At 44.4% G+C, this 25,925-nt stretch carries 30 protein-coding genes, 1 riboswitch and 1 other annotated feature; of the genes, 13 read left to right on the top strand and 17 right to left on the bottom strand.

Annotation, left to right across the window (positions count from 1 at the left end):
• Positions 1-11: 11 nt before the first annotated feature.
• A complete protein-coding gene (locus E4663_RS02445; protein WP_135326574.1) occupies positions 12-791 on the bottom strand; it encodes an SDR family oxidoreductase in 780 nt (259 codons plus the stop codon).
• 6 nt (positions 792-797) lie between these two features.
• Positions 798-1,952: an acyl-CoA dehydrogenase family protein gene (locus tag E4663_RS02440; protein ID WP_421803605.1), complete on the bottom strand. Its 1,155-nt coding sequence runs from the start codon at positions 1,950-1,952 to the stop codon at positions 798-800.
• A 226-nt stretch (positions 1,953-2,178) separates the two neighbouring features.
• Here E4663_RS02440 and E4663_RS02435 point away from each other — a divergent pair, with 226 nt between their 5' ends.
• Both E4663_RS02435 and E4663_RS02430 read left to right on the top strand, forming a co-directional pair.
• Positions 2,179-2,466, top strand: coding sequence for a hypothetical protein (locus E4663_RS02435; RefSeq protein ID WP_079479241.1), 288 nt, complete (start codon positions 2,179-2,181; stop codon positions 2,464-2,466).
• 229 nt (positions 2,467-2,695) lie between these two features.
• Positions 2,696-3,253 carry a CotY/CotZ family spore coat protein gene (locus E4663_RS02430; RefSeq protein ID WP_338323608.1) on the top strand — a complete coding sequence of 186 codons (558 nt, stop codon included), beginning with the start codon at positions 2,696-2,698 and terminating at the stop codon, positions 3,251-3,253.
• A 49-nt stretch (positions 3,254-3,302) separates the two neighbouring features.
• On the opposite strand, the gene E4663_RS02425 is transcribed toward E4663_RS02430, so the two are convergent.
• Positions 3,303-3,761: a DinB family protein gene (locus E4663_RS02425; RefSeq protein ID WP_135326572.1), complete on the bottom strand. Its 459-nt coding sequence runs from the start codon at positions 3,759-3,761 to the stop codon at positions 3,303-3,305.
• A 118-nt stretch (positions 3,762-3,879) separates the two neighbouring features.
• Between E4663_RS02425 and E4663_RS02420 the strand changes: the two genes are divergently transcribed.
• Positions 3,880-4,722: an STAS domain-containing protein gene (locus tag E4663_RS02420; protein ID WP_135326571.1), complete on the top strand. Its 843-nt coding sequence runs from the start codon at positions 3,880-3,882 to the stop codon at positions 4,720-4,722.
• 4 nt (positions 4,723-4,726) lie between these two features.
• On the opposite strand, the gene E4663_RS02415 is transcribed toward E4663_RS02420, so the two are convergent.
• Positions 4,727-5,500, bottom strand: coding sequence for a nucleotidyltransferase domain-containing protein (locus tag E4663_RS02415; protein ID WP_135326570.1), 774 nt, complete (start codon positions 5,498-5,500; stop codon positions 4,727-4,729).
• Between the two features lie 139 nt (positions 5,501-5,639).
• On the opposite strand from E4663_RS02415, the gene E4663_RS02410 reads away from it, so the two are divergent.
• Positions 5,640-6,221, top strand: coding sequence for a nuclease-related domain-containing protein (locus E4663_RS02410; protein WP_158290409.1), 582 nt, complete (start codon positions 5,640-5,642; stop codon positions 6,219-6,221).
• Positions 6,222-6,703: 482 nt separating this feature from the next.
• Here E4663_RS02410 and E4663_RS02405 read toward each other — a convergent pair whose 3' ends face one another.
• From E4663_RS02405 to E4663_RS02385, 6 genes are all read right to left on the bottom strand, one after another.
• Positions 6,704-7,963, bottom strand: coding sequence for a glutamate-5-semialdehyde dehydrogenase (locus E4663_RS02405; RefSeq protein ID WP_135326568.1), 1,260 nt, complete (start codon positions 7,961-7,963; stop codon positions 6,704-6,706).
• Between the two features lie 21 nt (positions 7,964-7,984).
• Positions 7,985-9,115 (bottom strand): glutamate 5-kinase, encoded by a 1,131-nt coding sequence (proB, locus tag E4663_RS02400; RefSeq protein ID WP_079479234.1) that lies wholly within the window; start codon positions 9,113-9,115, stop codon positions 7,985-7,987.
• 68 nt (positions 9,116-9,183) lie between these two features.
• Positions 9,184-10,026, bottom strand: a complete 843-nt coding sequence (gene proC, locus E4663_RS02395; RefSeq protein ID WP_079479233.1) for a pyrroline-5-carboxylate reductase — start codon at positions 10,024-10,026, stop codon at positions 9,184-9,186.
• 289 nt (positions 10,027-10,315) lie between these two features.
• Positions 10,316-10,642 carry a thioredoxin family protein gene (locus E4663_RS02390; protein ID WP_079479232.1) on the bottom strand — a complete coding sequence of 109 codons (327 nt, stop codon included), beginning with the start codon at positions 10,640-10,642 and terminating at the stop codon, positions 10,316-10,318.
• A gap of 59 nt (positions 10,643-10,701) precedes the next feature.
• Entirely contained in the window at positions 10,702-10,857 is a 156-nt protein-coding gene (locus E4663_RS20350; protein ID WP_421803476.1) for a hypothetical protein, read from the bottom strand.
• A 28-nt stretch (positions 10,858-10,885) separates the two neighbouring features.
• Entirely contained in the window at positions 10,886-11,290 is a 405-nt protein-coding gene (locus E4663_RS02385; protein WP_421803474.1) for a DUF421 domain-containing protein, read from the bottom strand.
• 78 nt (positions 11,291-11,368) lie between these two features.
• Positions 11,369-11,580 (top strand) — a binding site (T-box leader).
• A 41-nt stretch (positions 11,581-11,621) separates the two neighbouring features.
• Here E4663_RS02385 and argS point away from each other — a divergent pair.
• The 5 genes from argS (at position 11,622) to E4663_RS02355 (ending at position 16,698) form a co-directional block, all read left to right on the top strand.
• Entirely contained in the window at positions 11,622-13,304 is a 1,683-nt protein-coding gene (argS, locus tag E4663_RS02375; protein ID WP_135326566.1) for an arginine--tRNA ligase, read from the top strand.
• Between the two features lie 95 nt (positions 13,305-13,399).
• Positions 13,400-14,887, top strand: a complete 1,488-nt coding sequence (locus E4663_RS02370) for an MDR family MFS transporter (protein WP_135326565.1) — start codon at positions 13,400-13,402, stop codon at positions 14,885-14,887.
• Between the two features lie 112 nt (positions 14,888-14,999).
• Positions 15,000-15,230 carry a hypothetical protein gene (locus E4663_RS02365; protein ID WP_079479228.1) on the top strand — a complete coding sequence of 77 codons (231 nt, stop codon included), beginning with the start codon at positions 15,000-15,002 and terminating at the stop codon, positions 15,228-15,230.
• Positions 15,231-15,450: 220 nt separating this feature from the next.
• The gene (locus E4663_RS02360) at positions 15,451-16,161 is read left to right on the top strand and encodes a tryptophan-rich sensory protein (protein ID WP_158290408.1); all 711 of its coding nucleotides are present in this window, start codon (positions 15,451-15,453) and stop codon (positions 16,159-16,161) included.
• A gap of 15 nt (positions 16,162-16,176) precedes the next feature.
• Positions 16,177-16,698 (top strand): ribonuclease H-like YkuK family protein, encoded by a 522-nt coding sequence (locus tag E4663_RS02355; RefSeq protein WP_079479226.1) that lies wholly within the window; start codon positions 16,177-16,179, stop codon positions 16,696-16,698.
• On the opposite strand, the gene E4663_RS02350 is transcribed toward E4663_RS02355, so the two are convergent.
• Entirely contained in the window at positions 16,699-17,601 is a 903-nt protein-coding gene (locus E4663_RS02350) for a DMT family transporter (RefSeq protein ID WP_135326563.1), read from the bottom strand.
• A 107-nt stretch (positions 17,602-17,708) separates the two neighbouring features.
• Here E4663_RS02350 and E4663_RS02345 point away from each other — a divergent pair, with 107 nt between their 5' ends.
• Positions 17,709-17,972: a DUF4190 domain-containing protein gene (locus E4663_RS02345; protein WP_079479224.1), complete on the top strand. Its 264-nt coding sequence runs from the start codon at positions 17,709-17,711 to the stop codon at positions 17,970-17,972.
• A 68-nt stretch (positions 17,973-18,040) separates the two neighbouring features.
• Positions 18,041-18,598 carry a DUF4256 domain-containing protein gene (locus E4663_RS02340; protein WP_079479223.1) on the top strand — a complete coding sequence of 186 codons (558 nt, stop codon included), beginning with the start codon at positions 18,041-18,043 and terminating at the stop codon, positions 18,596-18,598.
• A gap of 46 nt (positions 18,599-18,644) precedes the next feature.
• Here the strand turns inward: E4663_RS02340 and eutH are convergent, their stop codons facing one another.
• Both eutH and E4663_RS02330 read right to left on the bottom strand, forming a co-directional pair.
• A complete protein-coding gene (gene eutH, locus E4663_RS02335) occupies positions 18,645-19,733 on the bottom strand; it encodes an ethanolamine utilization protein EutH (RefSeq protein WP_135327553.1) in 1,089 nt (362 codons plus the stop codon).
• Positions 19,720-20,655, bottom strand: coding sequence for a DUF1835 domain-containing protein (locus E4663_RS02330; protein WP_158290407.1), 936 nt, complete (start codon positions 20,653-20,655; stop codon positions 19,720-19,722). The genes eutH and E4663_RS02330 overlap by 14 nt, the downstream gene beginning before the upstream one ends.
• A 111-nt stretch (positions 20,656-20,766) precedes the next feature.
• Here E4663_RS02330 and E4663_RS20110 point away from each other — a divergent pair, with 111 nt between their 5' ends.
• Positions 20,767-21,399 (top strand): hypothetical protein, encoded by a 633-nt coding sequence (locus E4663_RS20110; protein ID WP_241657093.1) that lies wholly within the window; start codon positions 20,767-20,769, stop codon positions 21,397-21,399.
• Between the two features lie 53 nt (positions 21,400-21,452).
• Here E4663_RS20110 and msrA read toward each other — a convergent pair whose 3' ends face one another.
• The 4 genes from msrA to E4663_RS02305 all read right to left on the bottom strand — a co-directional run bounded on the left by msrA (position 21,453) and on the right by E4663_RS02305 (position 25,289).
• The gene (gene msrA, locus E4663_RS02320; RefSeq protein ID WP_079479220.1) at positions 21,453-21,926 is read right to left on the bottom strand and encodes a peptide-methionine (S)-S-oxide reductase MsrA; all 474 of its coding nucleotides are present in this window, start codon (positions 21,924-21,926) and stop codon (positions 21,453-21,455) included.
• Between the two features lie 126 nt (positions 21,927-22,052).
• A riboswitch (SAM riboswitch) is annotated at positions 22,053-22,174 on the bottom strand.
• A 148-nt stretch (positions 22,175-22,322) separates the two neighbouring features.
• Positions 22,323-22,967, bottom strand: coding sequence for a response regulator (locus tag E4663_RS02315; RefSeq protein WP_135326561.1), 645 nt, complete (start codon positions 22,965-22,967; stop codon positions 22,323-22,325).
• Positions 22,968-22,972: 5 nt separating this feature from the next.
• On the bottom strand, positions 22,973-24,505 hold the full coding sequence (locus E4663_RS02310; protein ID WP_135326560.1) for a GAF domain-containing sensor histidine kinase: 1,533 nt from the start codon (positions 24,503-24,505) through the stop codon (positions 22,973-22,975).
• A gap of 91 nt (positions 24,506-24,596) precedes the next feature.
• The gene (locus tag E4663_RS02305) at positions 24,597-25,289 is read right to left on the bottom strand and encodes an AIM24 family protein (RefSeq protein WP_135326559.1); all 693 of its coding nucleotides are present in this window, start codon (positions 25,287-25,289) and stop codon (positions 24,597-24,599) included.
• Positions 25,290-25,426: 137 nt separating this feature from the next.
• Between E4663_RS02305 and E4663_RS02300 the strand changes: the two genes are divergently transcribed.
• Positions 25,427-25,909: a DinB family protein gene (locus tag E4663_RS02300; protein ID WP_079479216.1), complete on the top strand. Its 483-nt coding sequence runs from the start codon at positions 25,427-25,429 to the stop codon at positions 25,907-25,909.
• Positions 25,910-25,925 lie beyond the last annotated feature (16 nt).

The raw sequence follows: 25,925 nt of genomic DNA, 5'->3' as shown, positions 1-25,925 counted from the left end.
TTTTCTTCTCCTTAACAAGATGCGTGCATGCCTCCATCCACTACAATCACATCGCCTGTTATATAATTAGATGCACCAGAGGCTAAGAACAGCGCCGCCCCTTTCAAATCTTCCTCGCTTCCGAACCTTCCGAGAGGTGTACGATCGAGGATGAAATCTCCTCCCTGTTCCAGAACCACTTTGGACATTTTTGTAGGGAAGAACCCTGGGGCGAGCGCATTGACCTGGATGTTATGCTGCCCCCACTTCACAGCTAAATCTTTCGTCATCGTTATGACGGCTCCTTTGCTTGCATTATAGCCGATCGTCTCCATAAAACGTGGGTCTGCTCCACCAAGTCCAGCTACAGAGGAGATATTGATGATTTTTCCTGACTTCTGCTTGACCATTTGTGCGCCTACTTTCTGCGACATCAGGAACGTACCGGTGACATTGACATTCATCACTTTTTGAAAGGCTTCAACTGGCATTTCCAATGTCTGGGCTCCCCAAGTCGCTCCGCTGTTATTAATGAGGATGTCTATTTGGCCAAATTGATCGATTGTTTCCTCGACAACCGCCTCTACGTCTTCCGCATTGGTAACGTCGCAACTGAACGCCACGGCTTTTATGCCGTGTTCCTCCCGCAGACGGTTTGCTACTTGCTCACATGCATCGATTTTCCTCGAACAAAGCACAAGGTTCGCTCCTGCCTCAGCTAAGCCCTCCGCCATCTGCTCCCCTAATCCACGACCGCCACCTGTTATGATTGCGGTCTTTCCCGTCAAATCAAATAATTGATGTATGTGCACCCCGAGTCACTCCTTATATTTGGATAATTCCAGCTTTGCCACTTGTCTTCTATGGACTTCATCCGGCCCGTCCGCTAGTCGCAATGTCCGACTGTTTGCCCACTGTGCGGCCAAAGTGAAGTCCTCACTCACTCCTGCAGCACCGTGAGCTTGGATCGCTCTGTCTATTACACGAAGCGCCATATTCGGAGCAACCACTTTGATCATCGCAATCTCTGTTTTAGCTTGCTTGTTGCCTACCGTGTCCATCATATAGGCAGCTTTCAATGTTAATAGCCTGGCTTGTTCTATCTCAATTCTTGAATCTGCAATCCATTCCCGTATGACTCCTTGCTCTCCCAACGATTTATGAAAAGCAGTTCGACTTTGAACACGCTTACATAATTCTTCAAGCGCACGCTCCGCTGCTCCAATTAACCGCATGCAGTGGTGTATTCGCCCAGGACCTAGTCTCCCCTGCGCAATAGCGAACCCTTTCCCTTCTCCCCAAATGATATTTTCCTTTGGAACCCGGACGTTGTCGAAATCAATCTCGGCATGCCCATGGGGAGCATGGTCGTAGCCGAATACAGGCAGCATACGTCGTATATGTACGCCAGGTGTATCCATAGGGACGAGTATCATCGACTGCTGATCGTACTTCGGCGCATCGGGATCCGTTTTCCCCATAAAGATGGCGATTTTACACCGGGGATCGCCGGCACCCGAAGACCACCATTTACGACCATTGATTACATAGCTATCTCCATCTCTCTTGATACTCGACTCGATATTCGTTGCATCAGAAGAAGCGACGTCCGGCTCTGTCATAGAAAAGCAGGAACGAATGTCGCCGTTCAATAAAGGAGTCAGCCATTCTTTTTTTTGCTCTTCTGATCCATACCTGGACAGCACCTCCATATTCCCTGTGTCAGGAGCGTTACAGTTAAAAACTTCCGGTCCAATCATGGATCTTCCCATAATTTCACATAGGGGCGCATATTCTAAGTTCGTTAGCCCTTGACCGTTCTCCTCATCAGGCATGAATAAATTCCAGAGCCCTTCTTGTTTCGCTTTTGCCTTTAATTCTTCCATAATCTCAGGAACGACAGTCCATCGTGTCTCCTGTTCATTGAGCTGCTCTTCAAATGTTCGTTCGTTCGGATAAACATATTCGTACATAAATTCTCTCAAACGTTGCTCGTAGCGTTTCACTTTCTCACTCTTATCAAAATGCAAAGGAATTCCCCTTCCCTTCTGGTAACATACCAACCGGTTAGTATGTATTTTCCATTTTACCCCTATAATTCTGAAAATTCAATTAAAAATGAACTACTATTCATTACTCATATTTTCCCATTTTGCTCATAGCATGGAATGTATAAAGATTTTAAGGAGGAGATCAACGATGAGCAAAAATAACAACAATGAGTCCTCTAAGCGCGATGACCAAGGCTTGGTCAAAGGGGTTTCGGAAGAGGCGAATAATATCATCCACAACACAGTGGATGCTTCAGGAAAAATCATCAAATCCGTCTCTGGTGAAGGAGGACTAGTCGGAAAGACCGTCGATTCTTCAGGCAACATTGTGAAGAAAGTTTCCGACAAAGGGAACGAAGCCATCGGAAAAACAGTGGATGCTTCTCAGAAGACTTTCCAGAATATTAAAGATCGAGCCTTCAATAGGAAGAAATAAAAAAAGCTGCTCGTTCATGTAACGGGCAGCTTTACATATGGACGTCTTCACGTCACCGTTTGGGAAAATTCCATGGTGTGGCAAACCATGATTCTATAACTCTACAGCTATAGATAGTTTACTATATGTCAGAATCCTTTTAGACGGAATGGCTAATGCACTAGTGCAACCCATTTATAGAAAGATAGACTAATATACAAGCATCTCTCTCCTACTTCCATAGAATGATATGGAAAGACCTATTAAAAAAAGGAGATGGATATTCATGGGTTCATGTCATTCTAAAGGAAGCCATTGTGTGAAAGATATTCTGAAAGAGATTGTTCGCGTTCAAAACGAGGTGGCTGCTCTAGATCACTGTTGCGATACAAGCTGTGAACGCTCGATTCGTGACTTGCTCTCTCCAGCTTCAGAAAACGGGAATACTACAATTCCGTTCCTGCTATACTGCAAAGACTGCAAACCGTTCTTTGCTAGCGGGTTGAAAAAGAAAGCAATGGAAGCTGGCTACTACTGCATCGAAACACCAGTGTTCAAAGCGAAGAAATTCGTAGACGACAACTGTGTAAAACTAGAGCTTCTTAAGCCGGTTTCTGCTCACGCTCACTGGCATAAGTGCGACAAGAAGAGTGTATGCGACGCGCTTCACCACGTAGAAGAATTCGAGTCAACTGGAATTTGTACTACAGTCGATGTAAACTGCTTCTGCGGCATCACTTGCCTAGATCCTATTACACCAGCAGCATTCACCGCTCCTACTTCCCATCCAGCATTAGACTCCGAATAAGCTATGTAACAAAAATGAGCCTGTGTCATATGACGCAGGCTTTATTTTTTTACCCTTTCAATAAAGTTCTTTTATTCCAGGCTCCGAATTCTTTTCGGATGTGGACAATTTGGCCGATATGATAGGCGTTGTGCAGCCAGAGCCTGCTTAATTCACTCGACCACATTACCATTTTTTCATCACTGGAGAAGCGGATCGCTTTTCTAAAATCTCGATACGTCTTATCAGCTTCCCCTACTAAACGATTTAATGTTGTGTTTCGATCTACCAGAAATGTATTATAAGAACTAGGCAACAATGTGACTTCTTCGCCTCGAAACCGGGATAAAAAACGATCATTGTAAAAATCGAGATGATGGATGATCTCAGCAATTGTGTTGACTTGACCAGCCTCTGCCCTATAAAATGCTTCATAATCATTTAGCTCATCTACCGCTGTCACAAAGCTTGCAAAATACAGATCATGGTCATAGATAGCAGCGAGTTGTTCTAATGCCCATTGCTTCATTTTCTTCACCTCTCTATTTTATTACCCCCTTCTGAGCCCCATAACACCAAGACTTTGAAAAAATATGTTTAACCCTTACAAAAATCGGATATAGAGGAAGTTTGAGAGGAGTTTTGATATGCTGAAAAATGAACAGCTGCACGATTTTTTATTAAATAGAGCAGAACAACTAACCGAAGATTGGTATGAAAGCCTGGACAAATCAGGAACCGGTGTTTACGCCTCCACCGATCCGAGAGTAATTAATAATTTGAAGTCCCAGAATTTTGAATTCCACAGGCGGCTATGCAAACTTTTCACTTTGAACGAAGGTGCATTTTATGACCAATTTGAAGGTTGGATCAACGATGTAGGCAGCGATCCACAGCACTTAGAAACCCCTACCCACTTAATCATGAGAGAATTCTTCCGGACACGGGAACAATACTTAACCTTTTTAAATGAGTACGTGGAAGCTCAATCACCAATTCCAGACTTAGAGAAAGTCAGAGAATGGAGAAAGGCCCTAGTTGCTGCCATTGATACCATAACGATGAGGGTCGTAGAAGAGAAATCCAATGAACTGAACGAACAGATTGAACATCAGCAACAGACAATCAACGAGCTAAGCTCACCTCTCATTCAACTCTCAGAAGGGCGTGCCTTACTTCCTTTAGTAGGTGATATCAGCTCTGAACGTGCGCAAGCTATTTTGGAAAATACATTAAGAGGGTGTACAGACAAATCCATCGATCACCTTTTCATCGATTTGTCCGGTGTTTACCTTGTAGACACACTAGTCGCTCAACAAATATTCGAATTGTTAAAAGGGCTTGAGCTCATCGGTGTGACAAGCACCTTGTCCGGCATCCGTCCTGAAATCGCTCAGATGGCAACACAGCTAGGGGTCACATTCGGTCGTGTCTCGATTACGAATACACTAGCTACCGCCTTTTCTCTTGATCCGATTTATAACAAATAACCCCTCACTTTTGAGGGGTTATTTCTTTTACCATTCTTTCTATAAAAGGATAAGTGTACGCACTAGTTGGCAGCTCTTGTTCAAGCCAATCCAAGTGCTCACGAACAATAGCAGATAGTAAACGAGCCGCTTCAGCATGCGTGTCTCCGTTCAAACGATTGGAAATCATCTCGATCTGACTGAACACTTCGTCAGGTAACTGAGTCGAGGCAGCTTTTAGACCAAGCTGAGCACGGTTCGGCTGATACTTCTGCAGAAGCACTCGTCCAAGCTCATTGAGGCAGTCTTCTAAAACCTTGACTGCCCAAATCTCATTCCCTCTTCCAGCAGCTTTTTTATATTGGAGAAGATAAAAAGCGACATCATCCGCTGCGTCTTGAAATTCCTTATCAGATAATACAAGGGTCTGGTGCCTTCTGTACTTTTCCATCCTATTCTCCGGGTCATAAAGCACTCTGAAATAATCCTTATGAACGAGGCTACCCTCCGTTACAGTGAAGAGATCCACATGAAGCAGGTTCTCATAGATAGCAATGATTTGTGGGGCAATGATGAATATATCATCGTAAAAAAGTAAAGATTGATAACTTTCTAGATGCTCTTTGCGATGAGTCAGAAAAGCATCACGATCCTCTTCTTCTACTAAACAATACAAATCCACATCAGAATGCTCATCTTCCTCCCCACGCCCCATCGATCCTTTAAGAAACACTGCCTTCACAAGTGGATCATTTTCTAAGCTTGCCGTAATTGTCTGAACGGCGTCCCACTGCCTCATGCCGAATCCCTCCTTTTTCCAAAAATGATATACTATTATGAAAAAGGTTTCAAATAGGAGCGTGATACACTTTGCAGCGAATGAAAACTAGTGAACTGGTGCAATTGGACTGGAGTCCAACTCCACTTTCTATCATAGTTTGCAAGAAGAACTATTGAAGATTGCATCAGGCCACCACGGAGAGAAAAACACCGATTACTACCTTCAATATACTCCAGACCACATGACCCACCTCAAAGATATACGTCTTTTTGACGGAATCCAGCACTTCCAGGTCGATTCCCTTCTCACTTCAGACAGCCACCTGACGATCATCGATGTCAAAAATCATAAAGGGAAGCTGATCTTCGACTTTGATAACCAGCAGCTTATCCGAGATTACAAGGGGCAGAAAGATTACTACACCGATCCCTTCATTCAAGTAGAGCATCATAAGCTTCAACTGACACGATGGCTTCACCACCACAACTTCCCCCAAGTTCCCATCGAACCATACATCATCATTTCTAACCCTCAAACGGTTCTGAAGACTCATGGACGTGATGCCCATGGCTATAAGAATCGCATTATCCGCGCGAAACGCCTCCCTCATCTCTTAAACAAACTTCCTTATCGGCAGAAACCAGTGCCATGGAACTCCGAAGAACGAGAGAGATTCCATCAGTTTGTACAGAAGAAAAACACACCTTTTACGGTTTCAGTTGTAAAAAACACGGATTAAAAATGAGTGACTTTGTGTGGGGAGTGGAATGTCCAAGTTGCGGAACTATCGGAATGGAACGACGAAGAGACCATTGGCGATGCCGGTGTGGTAGGAAGTCGAGCGATGCGCATCTGAAGTTGCTGCAGGAATATGCGGTGTTGTTTGGGAGTGAGATTACGAATGCAGTTTTTAGAAAGATTGCTAGGTTGAATTCTGCGAAAGTTGCAAGAACACTACTTGTTCAGTGTTGTGAGCACAATACCAAGCATTCTAAAGCGAGAACTTACTGCATTTCTAAATAGTTTTATGGTGGTTTTGGGGTTAGGGCACTTTCACTTGGAGTTAGGGCACTTTGTTCTGGCGTTAGGGCACTTTACCGTCTAGTTAAGTCACATTTCCCCTCAGACAGGGAACTTTCTACCAGAGTTGCGGCACAATCCCCCACCATCCCAACCACACAAAAAAGGGAAACTCTTAAAAGAGTTTCCCTTCCATCCGATTTATCGGATTTGGCCAGTACCTTTCATAAGGAACTTAACCGTTGTAAGCGCCGGTAGACCCATTGGGCCACGAGCGTGTAGTTTTTGTGTGGAAATACCGATCTCAGCACCAAACCCTAGTGCACCACCGTCTGTGAAACGTGTGGAAGCATTGTGGTAAAGAGCTGCAGCGTCGACAAGTGCTAAGAATTTCTGAGCAGCTTCGCCGTCTTCTGTGATGATTGCTTCAGAGTGCTTGGTACCGTACATTTCGATGTGTTCGATTGCTTCGACTACATCATCTACGGATTTCACAGCGATGTCTGTGCTCAAGTATTCGTTAGACCAGTCCTCTTCGCCAGCAGCAACGGATCCTGGAATCAGTTCAAGCACGTGGTCATCTCCGTGTACTTGGATATCATTCTCCTGAAGCGCGCTTACCAAAGCGTCGCGGTTAGCAGCGAGCCACTCTTTGTGGACAATCAGAGTCTCTGCTGCGTTACATACTGCAGGACGATCCGTCTTCGCATTCACAAGAATGTTGATTGCTTTTTCAACGTCTGCTGCTTTGTCGATATAGATGTGGCAGTTACCGACACCAGTTTCAAGAACTGGTACTGTCGCATTTTCTACTACAGCTTGGATGAGTTTGCCGCCTCCGCGTGGGATTAGGACGTCGATGTGTTCTTTCATCGTGAATAGTTCATTCGTTGCTGCACGGTCTGTAGAAGCGATGAATTGCACGGCTTCTTTTGGAATCTTCGTTTCTTCCAGACCTTTGTGCATCACTTCAACGATTGCAGCGTTAGAGTTGATTGCGTTGGATCCGCCTTTTAGTACAATCGCGTTACCTGATTTCAAGGCAAGACCAGTTGCGTCTACTGTAACGTTAGGGCGTGCTTCGTAAATCATGCCGATAACACCTAGTGGTACAGTTACTTTCTCGACCTGGAGACCATTTTCAAGTGTCCAGTCAGATAGCACTTGACCAGTCGGATCATCCAGCTTCGCAACATCGCGTAGTCCTTGAGCGAAATCTGCGATACGTTCTTTGGATAGAGATAGACGATCCATGAACGCGTCTGTGAATCCCTTCTCGCGGCCTGCCGCCAAGTCTTTTTCGTTCGCTGCTAGAATCGTTTCGTATTCGCGTTCTAGTACATCAGCAAGATGTAGAAGGGCATCGTTTTTCTCAACCTCAGAAAGTACCATCAATTTCTTGGATGCTTTCTTCGCTTCAATCGCTTGCGCTTCAACGTTCACTTTATTTAATACAGTCATCAAAGACCTCCTATGAGTATTTTAAACACCTACGGGCATGGAAACTTCTAAATGACAAACAAAATCTTTACGTTCGATTGCTGGTTTTTCATATGATTCAAGCTCTGGTTCTGTCAGTCCGATCATTTCTTTCATCTCTTCAGAAGAATAATTAACGACACCAAGTCCGATTTCTTCGCCTTGAAGGTCGTGGATGCGAACCACTGCCCCTTTACCGAAACGTCCGTTCACGTGGTGGACGTTCATCGGAAGAAGACTCTTCTTCATTTCGACGATCGACTCTTTGGCACGATGATCGATAATGACTTCTCCTTCTGGTCCGGAGTTGAAGGCGATCCATTGTTTCTTCTGATCCAGGTTCTCGGAATCTTCTCCTGTTTCGAAGTACGTGCCTCTTGCATTACCGTATACGGCATCATAAACGATGTCGTCGACTCCTGCTTTTCCTAAGAAAGAGGCAATACCGGATGCCATAGTAATCTTGAAGGCATCGATTTTCGACTTCATACCGCCGGTACCGACGTCACTTCCTGGCTCTCCTGCTACAGCTTCGATCTCTGGAGTAATATCGGTGACGGTCTCAAGAAGTTCTGCATTTTCATTTTTTCTAGGGTCGTCATCGTATAACCCATCGATATCAGATAAGATGATCAATTGGTCAGCATCGACAAGACCTGCTACCTTAGCAGATAAGGTGTCGTTGTCTCCGAATTTCAAGCGATCGATCGTGATCGTATCATTTTCGTTTACAATCGGGATGATTCCACGCTCAAGCAATACATTGATGGTATTACGAGCGTTGTTATACCGATTTTCATCGGAAAAGTCACTTCGTGTAATTAAGATTTGAGATCCATTATAACCGTGGGACAAGAACAGGTCGGAATAGGATTCCATCAATAGTCCTTGACCAATGGATGCAGCGGCTTGTTTTTCTGGAAGAGAGCTTGGGCGCTCCAGGCAACCGAGTTTGCGGTACCCAGCGGCTACAGCTCCTGAGGATACTAGTAGAACTTCGTGGCCGTCGTCTTTCAAGCGGACGACTTCATCAACCAATTTTTCTAGCTTACGGCGGCTGATTTCACCGTGCAAGCTTGTAAGGGAACTACTCCCGATTTTAATAACGACTCTTTTCTTCTGTTTCGTCAACATATCACTCCTGCGGTATACATATTTGCTACGTGTTATAGGATTTATTTATTTGGTACGTGTTGTAAAACTTATTTTGCTCCGACTAATAGTCCTTCGATTTCTTTACTCAGTTCTTTTGAACGACTTGCTGCTCCTTTGACCGCTTCTGAGATCGCACGGCCTCCGCCATTTGCGTTCAAAGCATCAAGTCCTGCTGCGGTTGTTCCATTTGGAGATGTTACATTTTCTCTTAGTTCTGTTGGACTTTCATCACGCTCGAGCATCATCTTGGCTGCTCCGAGCAGTGTCTGAGCTCCGATTTCGCGTAGTGTCTCACTGTCCATTCCTTCTGCACGTCCTGTTTCTTCGATGTGTTCCATCAAATAGTAGAAATAAGCAGGTCCGCTTCCGGCAATACCAGTGAAGACGTCCATTTTATCTTCTTCGATGACGAATACTTCACCAATGGCACGAAGCAGCTCTTTTGCTACCTGTACTTGTTCCATATCCGTATACTTACCAGGGCACAGCGCTGTCGCTGACTCTCTCAGCATACTGGACGTATTCGGCATCACTCGAATGACTTGTTGGTTTTCGTTCAAGCGTTCTTCCATATAGGACGTGGAAATACCAGCCAATACGGACACAAGAACTTGATTTGGTTGGATTTTATCTTTGAGATCGGCTAGTACTGCATCAATATCTTTCGGTTTCATTGCCAAAATGAATTGATCGACTTCTGAGAAATCGAGTTCATCTTTTAATACTGTGCGTACGCCATATTTTTCGTGGATTGAATTGAGGCGATCTTGATTACTTCTATTGGTGACGATGATGTTTTCTTTTGCTATGGTTCCTGATTCTGCCATACCGGAAATCATCGCTTCTGCCATTGAGCCGGCACCTAGAAAAGCAATCTTTTTATTGATCATGTGGGTTCATCTCTCCCGTTTTTCATTTTTTTGGTTTCTCTCTTCAAGACGTTTTTCATCATAACACTTGGAAAATCTTTATCAACCGGTTTTTGGCAAGTCATGCCTATAAGAGCCAATTAGTGAGTGTAAACGGTTTCATGGAGAGATATTTCCACTTTATCGTCTCTCATCAAGAATATTTCCGTCTCAGGATAATATTTGCGGGTTGAATTTTCCGAAAAACAAAATTGACTGAATAATCAAACTTCAAATAGAGTAAAAAAACCACCTTTAGAAAAGGTGGTTCTCACTCATTAATGAAATGATTCAGTTTAGCTAATTGCTGGTTCAGCTCGCCCATCGGTACGAAGCGCGCTTTGCGGAACATCTCTTTCCCTTCTACAAAAACCAATACAGCCGGAACGGTCATCACCGATAGACGGCCTGCTATCTCCGGAACCTCCGAAGCATCCATATGTCTCGCTTGAATATCTGGATACTCCTCCAGCAGTTCTTCTACTTGGGGTAGAAGCGCGTGGCAGACGGAACAGTTCGGTTGGGAGATGTATAAGAGTGTTATGGTTTCCGTTTGAAGAAAAGAATCCATTTCTTCTATTGCATGTAATGATTGCATATCTTTCACCTCTGCTATCTATTTTATCAGTAACATGGTCTCTTTATCTCGATATATGCTTATTGCAGATTGTCCTTGTGTGGATAGCTATGATGCTTTGTTTCGACTTCTTTGAAAATATTATCATTCTTTGCCTTACTGACATGCTGGCTACTCAGATGAAGCAATTCGTTTTTCAGTTGTTCGAGATCCTGCTTTGTTGCGGGTTTGCTCATTTCCTTCAGCTCGATGCCCACCTGACCATTAGGGCTCAAGCGTGGCCGATTGGATATCCCGAAGCGAAGTGACGTTCTGTTGACGACATTTCATCTCTAATTGGTCCACTGTCAGCCTCAACTTCTTCATCTCTTTCTCTTGTAGTCGCCCATCTTTAATAATAGAGACCGACCTGCCCGTCAAATACTTCTCGAAAAAGTCCACCTTCACCTGCAGGAATTCCATAACTACGAGGGTCAGAACTAAAACTCCACCTACCCCGAACGTCACCCATATGTTTTTACCAGATACAGGTTGAATCAATAAAGATCCGATTGCAATCATGATCACCGTCTGCGAAAGAGTCATCTGGGATATCGACTTTCTTCCTGCAATGCGCAAAATGAACGTGCCGACTAGAATAATAAGAATGGCTTTCCAAATCCAATCCATCGTCATCCCTCCTCTTCCTATCTTGTGAAAAGCTCTTGCAATTCATCCGGTGGTTCGCTATAATCTTTTCAAATCATATGAAATTCGTGGAAAAAGAGAGTAATGGACAGATTACTTCAGCGAGTCAGGGTTGGTGGAAGCCTGATAGTCAGTCTGTCTGTGAACCGGACTTTGGAGAAGCCTTTTCTGAACGACTAGTAGGAAAAGGCCGGGGATGTTTCCCCGTTATCAACGTAGAGTGGCTGACATCAGCTATAAGAGTGGTACCGCGAGTAGACCTCGTCTCTTTTTAGGAGACGAGGTTTTTTGTATATAAAGGAGGAATGATGGAATGGAAAAACACATGTTGGCCTTACAACTCTCTCATATACTAGGTGAGCCTTACTCACGAGAGTGGGTCTATGAGCAACTCGAACTCCCTAAGAAAGAATCTTTCGGTGATCTTGCATTTCCTTGTTTCCCTTTAGCTAAGGAGTTCAAAAAGAATCCTAAGCTGATTGCCGATGAGTTAGCTGAAAAGCTGAAGCACCCTCATATCACGAAAGCAGAATCTGCTGGCGGGTACGTAAATGTGTTCCTGGATCAATCTTTTTTTACAGAAGAAACCCTTAAAGAAGTGCTTGCAAACGACCGCGACTACGGATCTCATAATTTCGGTGCAGAGAAGACTGTCGTTTTGGATATGTCTTCCCCTAATATAGCAAAGCCTTTTTCCATGGGGCACTTACGTTCAACAATTATCGGGAATGCCATCAGCAACCTGGCAGAGAAGTGTGGGTTTGAAACGGTAAAAGTCAATTACATCGGAGACTATGGCACTCAATTCGGGAAGCTCGTTGCAGCGTATCATCGTTGGGGGGACGACGACGCTATCCAGGCTGATCCCCTAACAGAATTAACTCGTATATACGTCAAGTTCCATGAAGAAGCTAAAACAGACCCAACTCTAATCGATGAAGGTAGAACATGTTTCAAAAAACTTGAAGATGCCGACCCTGAAGTGCTGGAGCTTTGGCGTTGGTTTAAAGATGTATCCTTGCAAGAATTCGACCGCATTTACGACTTGCTCGGAGTGACGTTCGATTTGACCCGCGGCGAAGCGTATTACAACGATAAGATGGAGGGTGTAATAAAACGTATTGCGGGAGCTGGGCTTCTAGAAGAATCTGATGGAGCTCAAGTCGTCCGATTAGATGAACAAGAGCTTCCCCCATGCTTAATTCGTAAGAGTAACGGTACAACGACCTATGCGACGCGTGATTTGGCTGCTGCTATCGATCGATACGAGTCGTTTCATTTTGCAGAGTCTCTCTACCTCGTAGGCCATGAGCAGACTCTCCACTTCCAACAGGTGAAATACGTACTGGACAAAATGGATTTACCATGGGCGAACGACATGCACCATGTACCATTCGGGATGATATTGAAGGATGGAAAGAAGATGTCGACACGTGCGGGCAAAACTGTCTTACTTGAACAGGTCTTGCAGGAAGCGATCGACCGTGCCAGAGAGAACATCGCCGATAAAAATCCTGACCTCAAGAACCAAGAGCAGGTTGCCCGTCAAGTCGGCGTCGGTTCGGTCATTTTCCATGACCTGAAGCACGACCGTACACACGACGTAGAATTTTCTTTGGATGACATGCTCTCCTTTGAAGGAAATACCGGTCCTTACGTCCAGTACACTCACGTCCGCACGAAGTCTCTATTGAAGAAAGCTGGATACGAGAAAGAAGACGCGGAAGTAAAACTTGTGGATGAGAAAGCATGGCCTTTAATCAAGTTAGTCCGCGCCTTTCCGAAGGTAGTTAAAGAGTCATACGAACAGTATGATCCCTCTCGAATCGCCAAATACCTGTTGGATGTCTCAAGATCCTTCAATCACTATTATGCCCACAATCAAATTTTGGATAGTGACCAAGAAGCGGGCCGCCTTACGCTGATCTATTCTGTAAATCTCATTTTGCAAAACGGGCTTGAGATACTAGGTATTGAAGCACCAGATCAAATGTAAAAAAGTATATAAATTCATTGCGTATTGCTTACATCCAACTCCTTTCATCTATATAATGGATACTTGTGAACGTTATAAGTAAAGGAGAGTTGCACATGAGTGAGTCTAAATATGAATTTCTTGCTGACGACCCAAACTTCAAAGTGAAACCGATCATGTTTTCACTGATCATTGGAGCTTTTTTTGCCATATTAAATGAAACATTGTTGAATATTGCATTAACGACATTAATGGGTGTGTTCGATATACCCGCGCCTGTCGTACAGTGGATGGTGACTGGCTTTATGCTTGTCATGGGAATCTTGATTCCGATATCCGCCTTGCTTTTACAGACCTTCACGACAAGACAGATGTTCATTGGTACGATGACCGTATTCACCATCGGTACCACGATATCAGCTCTTGCCCCGAACTTTGGGGTATTGCTTGCAGGAAGATTATTGCAAGCAGTAGGAACAGGTCTTCTGATCCCGATTATCTTTAATACCTTCCTACTCATTTTCCCTCCGGAAAGACGTGGAGGTGTAATGGGAATGGTTGGTTTGGTGATCATGTTCGCACCAGCTATCGGTCCGACGTTGTCCGGAATCATTGTAGAAAACCTTGGTTGGAGATATTTATTCATCTCTGTTATTCCATTCGCTCTATTCTCAATCGCTTTCGGGTGGAAATACTTACGCAACGTAGGAGAAGTCACAAAGCCGAAAGTCGATATTCTTTCGATCGCCTTGTCTACAATCGGCTTCGGAGGTATCGTTCTCGGCTTCAGTCTTGCTGGCGAAGGGGAGTCGAGCTTTCTTGATCCCGGTGTTCTAACACTCATTATCGCTGGAGTTCTTTCCTTGATCGCTTTTACTATCAGGCAGTTACGATTGGATGAACCACTTCTAGATGTAAGAGTATTCAAGTTCCCGATGTACTCGATTGCCGTTGTACTCTTCATTATCCTGATGATTGCGATGTTCTCATCTGAAATCATTCTACCGATGTTCATGCAAGGCCCTTTGGAGCTCACTCCGGAAACAGCCGGCTTAATTTTACTTCCTGGTGCTCTGCTGAATGGACTTCTTTCTCCGGTAATGGGAAAATTGTTCGATAAATTCGGTCCCCGTGTGATGATTATTCCTGCAGCTGGAATTTTGACGACGACAATGTTCACCTTGAGCCAAGCAAGCGCAGAAACACCGATCTGGCAGATTATTGTAAGTTACATGTGCATCATGCTTTCGATTTCTGCCATTATGATGCCAGCTCAGACGAACGGTTTGAACGAGCTACCGAAGAAGTTGTATCCGCACGGAACGGCCATCATGAATACCCTTCAGCCAGTAGCCGGTGCTGTCGGCGTAGCTGTCTTCATCAGTCTGTTGACCAATAGACAGCAAACCTACTTGAGTCAAGCAAGCAATCCAGAGAGTGCCTCTGCGATGTCGCAAGCTACAGTCGCTGGAGTGGAATTCGTCTACTTCGTGGCGTTCGGTATTACAGCAATCGGATTCCTCGTATCTCTATTCATTAAACGGGCAACACCTGTGAAAGAAGAAGGCCAAGAGGTATCAGATTCTGTTCAAACTCAAAGCTAACCCCAAGCGGGTTAGCTTTTCCTATTATATGGTTTTGCTCTTATTTTTCTGTTTCCACGTGATCTTTTAAGGTAAAAGAATAGATACCCCATTCTATTAGGAGGAGATCAATATGGGTGCCATCTATTTTTCCATCATAGCGCTTGTCAGTTTGTTCGCCTTAGTAAGTACTGTCTTGATCGCCATGAACCAGACGAAGTTGCAAAGTATCGCTACTGTCCAAGATGATGTGAAGCAGTTGATGGTCGAAAATAAATCCAACAGCATCCCCCTATTGTTCGCAATCTATTCCGTTTTCTTCGCTTTCCTACTTCTTATGATCACTTGGTTTTTCTGGCTATAGAAAAAAGCTTAGTTCCTGAATAATAGGAACTAAGCTTTTTTTATGGGCACATCTCTACTGAATCATAAAACAATACAATAGTAATGGGAACAGATTCTTCCTCAACACTCTTCTTTCAGTCATTAATCTTCAATTCTTACATAAAATGTACCAGCCCCCTTGAATAGGAAGATCTGGTACCGGGAAAAGTAAAACAACATAGAGATGGAGAGTGGACAACGTGAGGTATCTCGGATTGAAGCTGTTCAACTTAGCGAGTTATGTGTATCTTTTAGTTACTTCGTTATTCTTGGCAGGAGACTTTTACAGCCCAGGAGACATGGTTTATGTCATGCCGTCCCCTTTCGCTTTTTCCATCTGGGGACTCATTTACCTACTACTCTTCCTTTATATTATGAAGTCGTTCTTTGCGGATGAAGCTTTAAATGAGCAAATTAGAAAAATCGGACTCTGGTTTCCGATCACGATGATTCTATCTGGTACTTCCGTCATTCTCGGAACGACGCCATCCATATTGTTTCTTTCTCTTTCTCTAGTAACGCTATGTGTCGTGTACACAAACCAGACTCTGGCTGGGGCGACGAAATTCGAACGGGCTCCGTTCTCGCTTTATCTTGGGTGGACATCCATTGCCACAATCGTCGATGCGTTCGTCGTTTTAAAGGCGAACGGCATTACCGAGCTATTCGGATTAGGCGAGCTTGGATGGTCGGTCATCCTTCTTACCGTCGGCGGTCTAATTGCAATAGCTTTCGGTTTCCTTCAAAAGGATATACTTTACCCACTTGCCTTCGTTTGGGGGTATGGTGCGATTTTTGCTTATCAGGAGAACTCGTTAATTCGTTTCGTTACGGGTGGATTCGTTATCGTTTTATTATTTCTTACTATTTTCCGTTTACTAAGAGTTAAGACTTATAGAATGACAGCCTAAGGAGGGTGGAAGCAGATGGATGCTATTAAGTTCCAAAACCTTTCTCATAAGGACATGGACTTTGAGCAAGTGTTTCAACATATCAAAACATTTATTCAGCAAGAACCGATCAGCGAGTATAAGTTGATGCTTGGAACAGATTCACAGGTTCACCCTACCTATACACGCTTCATTACTGGAATTGTCATTCAACGAGTGGGAAAAGGGGCATGGGCTTGTTACCGGAAGCAGCTTGTAAACAGACAGATGACAACGCTCCACGAGAGGATTTCATATGAAACCTCGCTTACGGAAGAGGTCGCTTCCCTTTTCACCGAGCCTCACAAGAATGAATTGATCGAGATCATTCTTCCGCATATCTATAAAGGAGCAACATTCACCATTGAAGGCCACATCGATATTGGTTCCGGTGAACGGAATAGGACGCGCTTATATGTAAATGAAATGGTCGCCAGAATCGAATCGCTCGGAATGGAACCAAAAATCAAGCCCGATTCGATTGTGGCGAGCAGCTACGCAAACCGTTATACGAAATGATTAACTGACCTTCTCTGCCTTCCGCATATGCGAGAAGGTTTTTTTCTTGCGTGTGGCAAGATAAACTCCTCCAAAGATACAGATGAGCCCTAATACCAGGTTATGGGATACAGGTTCATTTAGAAGGACGTATCCCCAAAACATAGCGGTTAGGGGAATCAAATACGTCACAGATGTTGCAAATTCAGCGCTAGCTTCTTTCACCATAAAGAAGAAAAGCAGGTGCGCAATTCCAGATCCCAAGCACCCAAGTCCAACAATCGCAATCAGAGCGTATGAATCTGTAAACAAATCAAACGGTACCGCGCTCCCCGTCACCAACATACCTGTTGCTCCAACGATCGCTCCGACTACTAATGTACACACTGCCACGACCAGTATCCCCATATGCTGCAGATGACGCTTCGTATATTGGGATGAGAAACCATAACAAATCGTCGCCAACACCATCGTACCTATTCCGACCAGACTATCCGTGAATAAGGTCCCCACCTGAAATTCCATGATGACAAGAACACCAACGAATCCAAGCAAGACGCCGATCCATTGCTGTTTTTTCAACACGATGGAGAAAAATACAAAGCCGATCACCGCTGTACAAATCGGAGTCATGGCATTAAGAACTGCCGCCGTATTACTGTTGATTTGTGTTTCACTAAGTGCAATCAATCCCCAAGGAACCCCCGCATTAAAGACACCGACTATCGCTAGAGCCTTCCAAGGAATCTGCTTCTTGAAATCGTCACGCTTCGACCAAAGAAACGGAAGAAGCACAAGTACACCAGCTGAACACCTGAGAAATACCGTCCCCCATACGCCAGCTGAGCCTACTAAATATTTGATAAAAACAAAAGATAAGCCCCAAATCAGACTTAGCCCCACTAAAGCTATGTATTTCTTCATCGCGCAACCTTCTTTCGTAAAAAGTGAATCCTTTTCCCATTATAAATCGTATAGACAGAGAAAGGTATCTTAATTTGGAACGACCTGGATTTAAGGAGGCGTACGGAATGAACAGCAAAGCGATGACATCTTTCATTGTCGGTATTATGTCTATCTTTATTCCTCTAGTTGGTATAGTGCTCGGCATCATGGGCATATTCTATGCTAACCGCAGTCTGAAAGAAATCGATCGCACCAAAGAGGAAGGAAGGACGTATGCCATAGCTGGGAAGACATGCAGCTCAATCGGCCTCGCCATTCAAGGAGTGATTCTTTTCATCGTGCTCATCAGCTACTTCTTTTTCTCCTCTTTCCATCAAATCTTCCCGTAACTTGTGATCCTGTATAATAAAAAACAACAGGATCTGTTTCTACATAATGCACCCTAGGAGGAATATTTATGTCTAAGGTATTGTCTGAAGCACAAAGAGAAGAGTTGCTCCATTCATTGCAGAAGCGTTTTGAAAAAAATAGCAGCCGGCACCCGCATACAGAATGGAGTCAGGTTAAAGAAAAGCTGGAGGCTCAACCTGAGAAGCTCTGGTCTCTTCACCAAATGGAAGAGTCAGGCGGAGAGCCGGATGTAGTGGGGGATAATCAAGGGACAAGCACTTACCTCTTTATGGATTGTTCCAAAGAAAGCCCTAAAGGACGAAGAAGTGTTTGTTACGACAGGGAAGCTTTAGAGTCTAGGAAGAAGTACAAACCAGAGAACAGCGCGATGGATATGGCAAAATCTTTGGGCATTGACATGCTGACAGAGGATCAGTACCGGATGCTGCAGGAATTCGGAGAGTTTGATAAGAAGTCTTCTAGTTGGATCGAAACACCAGCAGACATACGAGAGCGCGGAGGAGCTCTATTCTGTGATTATAGATACGGCCATGTTTTCGTCTATCATAATGGTGCAGAATCTTATTACGCTGCAAGAGGCTTCCGTGGGTGTCTACAAATTTAGTGAATAGAAAAAAAGCAAGGAATGGCTATCACTGTTCCTTGCTTTTTCATTCTGAACAATCCTCTGGTTTTTGAATCCATAAAACAAGAACCACCGCTAAAACCCCAGCCGTCAGTTTCCCTATAATAACCGGCAAGATCATGCTCTTTTCCACCCCGGCTACAAATGCGAAGTGACTACCGACTACGAAAGCTCCACTAACAGCAAACGCTGCATTCATGACCTTCCCCCGATTATTCATATCTTTCATCGTCGCAAACATCGGCAAGTGATGAGCCATAGAAGCGACTATCCCAGTGACAGCAGTTGTGTTCACCCCTAGTTTCTTACCAGCTCGTAGTAACGGCTTCTCTGTCTTTCTGTTCAAGAAGGCTACAAGAGGATACGCACCAGCAAGGGTGATGGTGATCCTGCCGACAATAACTATCCCTTCAGATATCGGTGCCATTCCAGGGATGACTGTCAATCCAGTCAACGTTTCGATAATGATTGCCATCAAACCTGTAATGATGAGCAACTCTACTCCTTTTCCAAACTTTGAAAACAACCAAATGGTAAATTGAGAAAAGAACATTAGTCCAAAAGCGATAAGAAGAGATAGCAAGAAAGTGGGAAGCAGGTTTCTCACCATCCATAACCATTCATAACCTGCAAGCGCTCCTCCTACCAGACACCCAAATGGGATTGTCATCAATCCGATCAGAATCCCTTTAGCAAAATATGGCTGATCTTTTTTAGAGATGATCGACAATGCGACAGGAATGGTGAATACGAGCGTCGGGCCCATCATGGTACCTAGAAAAGCCCATGAAAAAACCGCCGCTTCTTCTGTTGAAGCAAGCGATTGGGACAAGGAGTATGCCCCCATATCAATAGCGAGGATCGTGGATGCGAACATAGATGGATCGGCCCCAAACCAGTCATACACCGGGGTTATGACCGGAGCAAGCCAAGTGGATAAGACGGGAGCAAGCGAAATGATTCCTACCATCGATAACGTGAGCGGCCCCATCATCATGAACGCTTCATAGAATCGCCAGCCTAGTTCAAGGCGATGATTCAACACATAGTAATCCAATGCTCCTAAAACCATAAATCCACACATAATCACTAATAAGGTATCATTCACCCACATGCCAATCATCCTCTATCTCTTGTTTAGAACAATATAGCCGCGCTCCTCCCACCCAAGTATCTAAACCGATGATGTCGATGCGGCTCCTTTTGCCTTCCAACACTTCCTTCCCTTTGCTGCTAAGTGTCAAATTAGGATTTACCCGATCAGCTGTAAAATCAGGTAATGCACCTTCAACTTCCACGAGAGTACCTAACTGTTTCAATAGGTAAGATAGGTAGAAATCACTTATTCCATCGTTCCTACGTGACTGGATTTCTCTCAATAAGTCATGGAACGTACGGATATGACCGTCGAGATACAATAAGATCCATTCTTCGACTATACTCAAGCCTTTGTCTCCACAAGGTATATAGTCTAGATGAGACACCATAGCCTCTTTCAGATAGGGAAGTGTATGTACAGATTCCAGAATCCACTGCTCGAGTTTCGAAAGCTGCGGGGATGCGTATGCCCTCCACCCCTCGACCGCTTCTTCTACTTGTTCCGGCGTCACCGGCTGTTTTGTTTTTTCTAATGCCAGCAGTTGCTCCTCTGAGAGTTGTCCCATACCGTAAAAACGGTCTACTTCTGGATGCGAATCGAGAGTAACCATGGATAGGCGGTGCCCACTGTTGCGAAGTTCATGTAATAAATACATGAGCATAGTCTGGTCGTAGCGGTCGTGTTCAAACCAAAGCACTACTTCTTCATGCTTTTCCATTCGATGAAGTGCCTTCCATTGCTCCTGGCTGGTCTTGATAAAAAGAGATGCAGGGAGTTCAAGTTGTTCTTCGAAAAAAGCGGCTCTACGGCCGATGAGGTCCGCTGCATCCCATTCGTAATGCAACGGTCCCCAGTCATACATTTCACGCCATATGATAACTTCTCCCTCTACATTCAAACGACTTCCAACTGCATCTCCATTGACGATATGGATCAAAGTGGATCCCCCCTCTATTAGTAAGGTAGTATGGCTTTCTTCGATATTTTCACAGATAATTCCTTCTTTTATCGTGTATTTTTGATAGAGTTAGGGAGGAGGTGACAACGTATGGCAACTGTAGGCATTTTAGGTATGACACACGACCCCGACATGCAGAAGAAATATGGCTATCCGCTCGATCTGGTTGAAGAGCTGATCACAGAATTCAACCCTGATGTCATTTGCGGAGAAGTCGAGCCACGGAGCTTTGAACATTACATACAAACCGGCGACCCATATGACATCCTTGGAGAAACTCAGGAAGAGTACCCGTCTTTGATTTTTCCCTACTGTGAAAAGAACAGTGTTGAATTTGTTCCTGTGAACTGGTTCGAGGAAGATGTGTTTCAAGAAGAACCGTTCGACCGTTACTCAGATAGTAAAAAGAGAGAGTTAGAGATTGAACTCTCTGAATGGAACAAAAAGCAGCTTTCCACATGGAACAGTGGAAAGATCCCTTTGAACTCCCAAGATTATGATTTAGTTACAAAAAGGATGTACGACTGGTTGTATGTAGTGAATCCAGAAGTCCAACAGATTACCTGGAATGCTAGACATGCCATCATGGTCAAACGCGTCAAACAAACTGTAGCAGACTATTCAGGTAAACGGATTCTCTGCATTCATGGTGCCGATCACAATTACTGGTACTATGATGCTTTAGCTAAAGCCGGTCTTGATGTTGTGTATCCACTTCGTTGAATAAATAGGTATCAAAAAAAGCAAAGCCGGGTTTCCTCCCAGCTTTGCTTCTTTTAACCGATTCCGCATGCGACGGAACCATTCTTATGAATATATTTCTGGTGGTATTCTTCTGCCTCATAGAATACACCTGCTTCTACGACTTCTGTCACAATCGGGCGCTTGAAAATGCCCTTCTCATCCCACTCTTTGATTTTTTGCTCGGCAATATACTTCTGGCTATCCCCTGCATAGAAAATAGCTGATCGATACTGATGGCCTTCGTCAATTCCCTGCTTGTTTCTTGAAGTAGGATCGTGAGCCTCAAAGAAGATATTCACAAGTTCTGCATAGGTAATCACCGTTGGGTCGTACTGTAAACGGATCGCTTCCGCATGACCAGTCTTCCCTGTTTTCACCTGCTCGTAGGATGGATTCTCTACATTTCCGCCCGTGTATCCGACACGTGTCGCTGTAATTCCTTCAAATCTTTCAAAGAATGCTTCCACTCCCCAGAAACATCCTGCTCCAAAAATAGCTGTTGCCATTTGTCATCTTTCCTTTCCCTTAACGCAACTTCTACCGAGAGCCTTACGGAGCATTGCTGCATCCAAAAAGACCCCTTTTCTTATCCAAGTAAGAAAAGGGGTCGTAAAGGTTATATCCGTACGATCCTCTCATCTCTTAGAATGCTTGCACATTCTACAGGAATTGGCACCGTTCTCGTCAATCCGTGGATTGATTCGATGGTTGCCGGGCATCAAAGGGCCAGTCCCTCCGCCTCTCTGGATAAGAAGTTTCCGTTATTATTTTTTGTATGTTTCATACTATACATTGTTTTTGTAGTGAAGTAAAGGAGTGTGCTTACATTTTTTCGTACATTAGAACATCCAGCTCTCTTTCTTCCATTGTATTCAGGTTTCCCCTACTCATGCCTGGACGTTTCATGCTTTTTCAAACCATTGATTCTTCATTGCGAAAATGGCTGCCTGGGTCCGGTCGTGGACATCAAGTTTACTTAATACGTTGCTTACGTGGGTTTTCACCGTTTTCTCTGTAATGAATAAATGACTCGAAATCTCTTTGTTACTTTTTCCTAAGGTGATCTGTTCGAGAACTTCCTTCTCACGCTTCGTCAAAGTATAAAGAGGGGTAGTTGTTTTCTGCGCTCCAGTCATTTCTGATAAAAGCAGGTCTGTAGCCTTCGGATGCAAATACTTCTCCCCTTCTGCCGCCTTCCGGATGGTATCTACGAGCAGGTCGGGTTCTACATCTTTCAGTTGATAGCCGATTGCTCCAGCCTGCAACGCCGGAATCACATGGTCCTGATCGGAGAAGCTTGTGAGAACGACCACTTTGACCTCTGGATACTCCTCTTTCAGTTTCCTTGTCGCCTCGACACCGTCCATGACCGGCATCATCAAGTCCATCAACACCACATCAGGTTGAAGGTCCTCCACTACCTTAAGTGCCTCTTCCCCATTTTCCGCTTCGCCTACAATCTCGATGTTCTCCTGTGTATTTAAGAAGAACTTCAATCCTCTTAAGACGACTAAATGATCATCAACGAGCAATACTCGAGTAGCCATCGCATTTATCCCTCCTTCACCCAGGGTATGAATACTTGAATGGTAGTCCCTTGACCGATCTCGCTCTTCCATTCCAGTGTTCCTCCTAGAAGTTGAGCGCGTTCCCTCATACTAGTAAGGCCGAGAGTACGGCAGGATTTATTCGGTGAACGGAAACCTTTCCCCAGGTCTTGAACTTTCAGCTCAACACCTGTCTCCACAGCCTTTAATTTAACCCAAGCTTTGCTTACCCCCGAATGTTTATGTACATTATTCAATGCCTCTTGACTGATACGCCAGAGAGCTTCTTGAGTAGAATGAGATAAGTGCGGGATATCCTCCACATCAAAGTCGATCTCGATCCGCAAATGACTTCCGTATTTCTTAAGTGCCGATAACAAACCTTCCTCAATTCCAATCGGCCGAAGCTGCCAAATCAAGGATCGCATCTCCCGCATGGACTCCTGTGAGAGTGACTGCATTTCGGATAACAATTCTTTCAAGCTCTCGTCTTCTTTCACTACTTCCTTTGCTCCCCTCGCTGTAAGAGACAAAGAGAAAAGCTTCTGATTCACAGAATCATGCAGATCACGCGCCAAGCGGTTACGCTCTTCATAAAGCAAGACCTCTGCTCTTTTTTCCTGTACAGAGATACTCTCGTAAGCTAATGCGACGTGACCAGCTAGTGCATCCATCACTTCTTTATCAGCAGAAGTGAAACTCTCCTCGGACTGGGCATACAGGACACCAAGTGGTTGTTTTTTAACAGTAAGTGGGACAGAGATCATGGACGAAGAAGAGATCGTTTTCCCTTGTTGGAAAGCTTCCGTAACTTGTGCAGAGGAGTCGTTAGTAAAATCACCTTCCATCGACCTAAGTACTAACTCCCCTCCCTGATATGTAAAGAACGCAGCTGTTTCAAAACCATATCCACTTCTTAACCTATCGACGGTTTCCTTTATCAGCTGTTGATGATCCGAAGCTTCCCAGAGCGTTCGGACAAGCTCATTCAAAGTTGCCAGATGTTCGGCACGTTGTTGCTGGGCATCATAGAGTTTGGTCCGTTTGATGGCTGTGCCGATTTGAAAAGCTACCGATTGCAGAAGCGTCAGTTCTTCTTGAGTAAAATGGGTCTTTCCTGGTGAAGCGACATTTAGTACCCCGAACCTTTCTGCTCCTGCAACGAGCGGAATGGTAGCATGGTGCGTAATCCCTTCTGTATCTCCGGTGTTATGTTGCACTGCTTCATCTAAGCGTTTGCATTCGATGATGTTGATGGGACCTGTCAATTCTCCATTCCAATATTTATTCAAGCAATAACAAGAGCCTTGGCACATAGGTTGCTTCCGGTGACGAGAGAGCGCCTCCGGTAATCGGTGATCGGCAACGAGGCTATAGTCGCCACGCTGGTTTGTAAAAAACATCCATCCAGCCTGCAATTGAGTCAGGTTCAGCAGCTTCTCAAGCACTGTCTGCATCATATGTTCTACATTATTCGACTGATTCAACGTTTCTGCAATGAGTCTGAGCGTCTGCAACTCACTCTGCTTTGTAAACATCCTGACCCTCTCCTTTCTTTCATCATAAAGCAATCAGCCTTTCCCACCTTCGTGAGAAGGGCTGATTACAGAATACGACTTTAGACTGAATTTATTCGGAACTGGTTGCATACCCCTCTTCAAAAGGCTGCACAATCACGAATCCATCGCCATCGAATTCCATTTGAATGGATTCGCCGCTTCCTCTTCCTAAGAAGGTTTTTAAACTGATATCTGTTCGGAGTTCGGGTGCAAGGTGTCCCGACCACGCCACTGTCGCATGAGGATCGGTAATGACTGGTTCCCCTGGTTTCACAAGGAGAGTCAGCGGTTCATAATGCGATGTTACAGCAACTCGCCCACTACCACTAAGCGTTACATTGAAAAATCCTCCTGACACCATCCCTGCCGCTTTTTTCATGAATTTGATATCCCAGTTCACACTAGGTTCAAACGCTAATAAGTCATTACCATTCACCGTAATTGTCTCATTATCGAGGTCGAAAATCGTGATTTTCTTCCCCTGATCCGCTAAGTACAATCGACCTCGCCCCATCGCTTTCATAAGCGCTCCGCCTTCACCGGTCATCGCCTTTTTGAATAACCGTCCGACTCCATGTTCTAGCAGTCCTTCCCGCTCGAATTTGATATCTCCATTATAAGAAATCATTGATCCAGCTTTTGCCCAGACTTGATCCATCAGGTTCACTTCCAGAATACGAGGTGTTTCCAGCTCGAAGTAATCATTTTCAGATTCATCTTGTTTTGTTTGTTGAATGAACTGCTTAATAGAATAATGACTCATCAGTTCGCTCCTCACCTTTTTCTATTATTCTAATCGTTACTTCCGAGAATGAAAACCTCCAAGATGGAAAAATGTTTCACTTTACTTCTGTTGTGATAGACTCGAATTATACTTATGAAGGAAGGGTGTAAGAAAAGATGTATGGATTAGATGAAAAACGGAAGCAAGTCCTCGATTTTGTAAATACGATCTCAGATGAGGAAGCGAAGAAGAAGCCTGCTGAAGATAGATGGTCGATCCTTGAGGTGTTGGAACACTTATACCTGATGGAGCAATTGGTAGTCTATCAAATTAACCGTGCAATCAAAGAGGGAGACATCCAACAAACTCCTGAGAAACCAATCGAGAATACGACAGATCGCGGCTACAAAGTCGAAGCACCTGAAGCTGTCCAACCAAAAGGGGAATTCACATCGATTCAAGATGCAAAAGACGGACTTGAGAAAACAAGGGAAGCCACCCTATTCCTCGTTCACAACAAAGACAAGGAGACCCTTGAAAACCGCGCCTTCCCACACCCTGCCTTCGGTGACATGAACTTAGAGCAATGGGTTGAGTTTATCGGATGGCATGAACTCAGACATTTAGATCAAATGAAAGAAGTGAAACAAGCAATATAAAAAAATCCCGCGTGCT

Origin of the sequence: Halobacillus salinus, assembly GCF_004684905.1 — a bacterium.
GTDB classification, from domain to species: domain Bacteria; phylum Bacillota; class Bacilli; order Bacillales; family Halobacillaceae; genus Halobacillus; species Halobacillus salinus.
The sequence above is the reverse complement of the archived record's forward strand: the minus strand, read 5'-3'. Positions and strand labels throughout refer to the sequence as shown.

Coding starts and splice junctions, on each gene's coding strand:
- E4663_RS02430 (WP_338323608.1), top strand. CDS start 2,696: ATGGAAAGACCTATTAAAAAAAGGAGATGGATATTCATGGGTTCATGT.
- eutH (WP_135327553.1), bottom strand. CDS start 19,733: ATGTGGGTGAATGATACCTTATTAGTGATTATGTGTGGATTTATGGTT.
- E4663_RS02355 (WP_079479226.1), top strand. CDS start 16,177: ATGGATGCTATTAAGTTCCAAAACCTTTCTCATAAGGACATGGACTTT.
- E4663_RS02310 (WP_135326560.1), bottom strand. CDS start 24,505: ATGTTTACAAAGCAGAGTGAGTTGCAGACGCTCAGACTCATTGCAGAA.
- E4663_RS02435 (WP_079479241.1), top strand. CDS start 2,179: ATGAGCAAAAATAACAACAATGAGTCCTCTAAGCGCGATGACCAAGGC.
- E4663_RS02305 (WP_135326559.1), bottom strand. CDS start 25,289: ATGAGTCATTATTCTATTAAGCAGTTCATTCAACAAACAAAACAAGAT.
- proB (WP_079479234.1), bottom strand. CDS start 9,115: ATGTTGACGAAACAGAAGAAAAGAGTCGTTATTAAAATCGGGAGTAGT.
- msrA (WP_079479220.1), bottom strand. CDS start 21,926: ATGGCAACAGCTATTTTTGGAGCAGGATGTTTCTGGGGAGTGGAAGCA.
- E4663_RS02440 (WP_421803605.1), bottom strand. CDS start 1,952: ATGTACGAATATGTTTATCCGAACGAACGAACATTTGAAGAGCAGCTC.
- argS (WP_135326566.1), top strand. CDS start 11,622: ATGGAAAAACACATGTTGGCCTTACAACTCTCTCATATACTAGGTGAG.
- E4663_RS02385 (WP_421803474.1), bottom strand. CDS start 11,290: ATGGATTGGATTTGGAAAGCCATTCTTATTATTCTAGTCGGCACGTTC.
- E4663_RS02370 (WP_135326565.1), top strand. CDS start 13,400: ATGAGTGAGTCTAAATATGAATTTCTTGCTGACGACCCAAACTTCAAA.
- E4663_RS02420 (WP_135326571.1), top strand. CDS start 3,880: ATGCTGAAAAATGAACAGCTGCACGATTTTTTATTAAATAGAGCAGAA.
- E4663_RS20110 (WP_241657093.1), top strand. CDS start 20,767: ATGGCAACTGTAGGCATTTTAGGTATGACACACGACCCCGACATGCAG.
- E4663_RS02350 (WP_135326563.1), bottom strand. CDS start 17,601: ATGAAGAAATACATAGCTTTAGTGGGGCTAAGTCTGATTTGGGGCTTA.
- E4663_RS02425 (WP_135326572.1), bottom strand. CDS start 3,761: ATGAAGCAATGGGCATTAGAACAACTCGCTGCTATCTATGACCATGAT.
- E4663_RS02315 (WP_135326561.1), bottom strand. CDS start 22,967: ATGGCTACTCGAGTATTGCTCGTTGATGATCATTTAGTCGTCTTAAGA.
- E4663_RS02365 (WP_079479228.1), top strand. CDS start 15,000: ATGGGTGCCATCTATTTTTCCATCATAGCGCTTGTCAGTTTGTTCGCC.
- E4663_RS02300 (WP_079479216.1), top strand. CDS start 25,427: ATGTATGGATTAGATGAAAAACGGAAGCAAGTCCTCGATTTTGTAAAT.
- E4663_RS02390 (WP_079479232.1), bottom strand. CDS start 10,642: ATGCAATCATTACATGCAATAGAAGAAATGGATTCTTTTCTTCAAACG.
- E4663_RS02415 (WP_135326570.1), bottom strand. CDS start 5,500: ATGAGGCAGTGGGACGCCGTTCAGACAATTACGGCAAGCTTAGAAAAT.
- E4663_RS02405 (WP_135326568.1), bottom strand. CDS start 7,963: ATGACTGTATTAAATAAAGTGAACGTTGAAGCGCAAGCGATTGAAGCG.
- E4663_RS20350 (WP_421803476.1), bottom strand. CDS start 10,857: ATGAGCAAACCCGCAACAAAGCAGGATCTCGAACAACTGAAAAACGAA.
- E4663_RS02340 (WP_079479223.1), top strand. CDS start 18,041: ATGTCTAAGGTATTGTCTGAAGCACAAAGAGAAGAGTTGCTCCATTCA.
- E4663_RS02345 (WP_079479224.1), top strand. CDS start 17,709: ATGAACAGCAAAGCGATGACATCTTTCATTGTCGGTATTATGTCTATC.
- proC (WP_079479233.1), bottom strand. CDS start 10,026: ATGATCAATAAAAAGATTGCTTTTCTAGGTGCCGGCTCAATGGCAGAA.